Source organism: Candidatus Villigracilis sp. (genome assembly GCF_057083605.1).
This window is the reverse complement of record NZ_JBXMTI010000145.1, coordinates 1-2,709: the sequence shown is the minus strand read 5'-3', so window position 1 is coordinate 2,709 and position 2,709 is coordinate 1. Positions and strand designations below refer to the sequence as shown.

General features: G+C 50.5%; 5 protein-coding genes. 2 read left to right on the top strand and 3 right to left on the bottom strand.

The genetic code is table 11. The features are described 5' to 3' along the window. A partial coding sequence (locus tag AC14M5_RS21450) for a hypothetical protein (protein WP_484031759.1) occupies positions 1-310 on the top strand: 310 nt, incomplete at its 5' end. A gap of 1 nt (position 311) precedes the next feature. Here AC14M5_RS21450 and AC14M5_RS21445 read toward each other — a convergent pair. The 3 genes from AC14M5_RS21445 to dapB form a co-directional block, all read right to left on the bottom strand. Beyond that, complete coding sequence (locus AC14M5_RS21445) at positions 312-761, bottom strand: hypothetical protein (protein ID WP_484031758.1); 450 nt, start codon at positions 759-761, stop codon at positions 312-314. A gap of 77 nt (positions 762-838) precedes the next feature. Further along, positions 839-1,042 carry a hypothetical protein gene (locus AC14M5_RS21440; protein ID WP_484031757.1) on the bottom strand — a complete coding sequence of 68 codons (204 nt, stop codon included), beginning with the start codon at positions 1,040-1,042 and terminating at the stop codon, positions 839-841. A gap of 31 nt (positions 1,043-1,073) precedes the next feature. Continuing rightward, complete coding sequence (dapB, locus tag AC14M5_RS21435) at positions 1,074-1,847, bottom strand: 4-hydroxy-tetrahydrodipicolinate reductase (protein ID WP_484031756.1); 774 nt, start codon at positions 1,845-1,847, stop codon at positions 1,074-1,076. 118 nt (positions 1,848-1,965) lie between these two features. Here dapB and AC14M5_RS21430 point away from each other — a divergent pair. Next, a partial coding sequence (locus tag AC14M5_RS21430) for a hypothetical protein (protein WP_484031755.1) occupies positions 1,966-2,709 on the top strand: 744 nt, incomplete at its 3' end.

Below are 2,709 nucleotides of genomic sequence, written 5' to 3'. Positions count from 1 at the left end.
GAAACCCGCAGTGAAGCGAAAGACTGCCGGGTTTGGCGAAGCCTACCCTAGCAACAAATTCGCTATTCTTTCCTTTGATACCCTTGACACTGCAAGTTATCGGTACTGGGCTGGCGGGCGGGACGAGGTAACGCCACTTAAACGGAAATGGTTTGAGCCAAGAAAACGCTTGGAAACGCGGCGCGTACCCGCCAGTCCAGTGCACGCGGTGTTAGGCGCTTTTGATTGTGCAAGATACGTTGCCTGGTTTTTAGCGAGCCGATTCATTGCATTTACTCAAATCTACTTAAAGACTGAAGTGATGTCATGACTCATTCTTGACTATTTTGAGCTGTATCAGAGTGCACCAAACGAATGTTCGGCTCATTTGTGTCAATGTGAAAGCTACTGGCGACGATTTGTACTCTATATTTAGGGCGTTCGAGCACGAACAGAAGCTGTTCTTCCGCAAACTTTTCTAGCCATTGTCCCACGTCAATCCATCCTGCCTGCAACAAACTTATTCGCTCCTTTAGTGATCCAAGACGAAAATCCAAGCCGTGCCACATCATTGGGCCTTCAAAATAATAAACTGACTCAAATGCCAGGATTAAGGGGTGACTTTCTGGAGAAGCCAAGCTTTCCGCCTTTATGTAAAGTTGGGAATGACTACGGAAATACCACAAGACCCTACAGGAGAAACTCTGTGGATTGGTGACACCATCGAGAAGATTGTATGCTATCTCCTGCTTTGATAAACTGCTGCGGTTTGGTGTATTCAAGGTTAAATTCTCTTTGATCTATTACATCTTATGGATTGATGCGAAGCGCCTAACTATGTAATTAGACGGAATGTACATCACATTTTTAATGTTATATACAACTTCCGCTTTTTCTCGACCCGAACATCGGGTAAAACATTCTTGCAAGCCAGTTCAATGGCGATATTCACCGCATCGGTCCGGCTCATCTTGAAAATACTTTCCTCGTTCAGTTTATCTGCTAACGCCTCAATATAAGGTAGATAATCCGTCAGGTCCGGGCGAAAGGTAGGCTTCTTCATTGGGGAATCGTACTGCCCTTCAAATTAATCGTCAAGAAATTCCTTTTGCCGCAAAATCCAGCGCCGCATCCAACCCGGTTGCCACACCTTTGATGGTTTGCACATACCGAATGGCGATCAAGGCGCCATTGGCAAAGGAGTCATAAGACGTACTGCGATGTTGGATGGAAAAAGTCTCGCCCACATTGCTGAACGCGACCTCCTGATCTGATAACAACCCCTTCATCCGCAGAGAGTGGACCCGAATCCCGGATGCCAATCCGCCGCGTGCGCCTTTTATGATCTCATCGTTCTTTAGCTCATCCACTTCTTTGCGATACTTCTGCATGCGCATGGCGGTTGCCAGTGCGGTCCCGGAAGGCGCATCCGGTTTGGTGTTTTCGTGACGTTCGATGATCTCGGCGGATTCAAAATAAGCGGAGGCGATTTCAGCAAAGCGCATCATGAGCGCCGCGCCGATCGAGAAGTTGGGGACGATCAGACAGCCCGGATCGTTTTCACCCCAAAAGGACCTCACCTCCTGAATCCGCTCCTTCGTAAAGCCGGAGGTGCCCACCACCACGCTGACACCTTTGGCGTGCCACTGCTTTAGATTCCCCATCACCACATTGGGATGGGTACACTCCACAACGATCTGAGCATTGATATTTTTGATGGAATCTTCGACCTCGACCCCTGCCACCACCTCGCCTGCGTGGGATGGAGCATACGCTCCGCTCAACTGCATATCGTCCGCGCTTGCAATGGCTCTTGCAATGACACTCCCCAAACGGCCCGTCGCACCCGAAACTGCTACTTTTATCATGGCTTTCTCCTCGCTGATCTAAGGGTTGCCCACATCCTTTGGCTCTGATAGGCAGAATTATATCCTTCCCGAAGAAACGAAACATGGTGGTTGGCAAGTAGTGTAGAATCTCCCGCACATGACTCTCAAGAAAACTGACTTTCTCTGGATGCTCCCACTCGCCCTCGCGCTGGGCGCGGGCTTGTCGTCTCTGGGGCCGGGGAATTGGGGAATTGGCTTCGCCTCTTTCTCTTTCCTCTTTCTCCTTTCCTTTACACTCTTTACCATTTCTCTGCGCTGGGCCAATGCTGGAAAGACGCTGGCGTATATCCTCGCCCTCACCTTTGCCGTGCGTTTGCTTGTTGGGGTCTCGTTGAACGTTTTCCTGCCCATTTATGGTCATGAGGATGAGGATGACCAGGCAGGCTTCGTCTTCACCGATGCACACCGCCGGGACGATGAAGCGTGGGAACTGGCAACTTCCGATGCGCCAGTTCTCAATGCGTTCACAGATCGCTTCGCTTATGACCAGTATGGTGGATTACTGGCGTTCAGCGCATGGATCTATCGCTATCTCTCACCCGACGCGCACCGTCCGTTACTGCTGATGCTGATGTCTGCCATCGTGGCGGCATTTGGGATTCCGTTTTTGTGGAAGGCGGTCAATCAGACGTTTGGACAAAAAGTGGCATGGGTCACTGCGTGGATCTTTGCGTTGTATCCTGAAAGCATCTTGCTCGGTTCGGCGGCGATGCGTGAGCCGTATTTGCTGACATTTAGCGCGCTGGCATTGTATGGGTTTTCTGGAGTGCGGGAGCTGGCTCCCGCACCGGATAGCAAGTTGTCCAACTCCAGAGGCAGAGTCTGGCTAATTGTTGGCTTG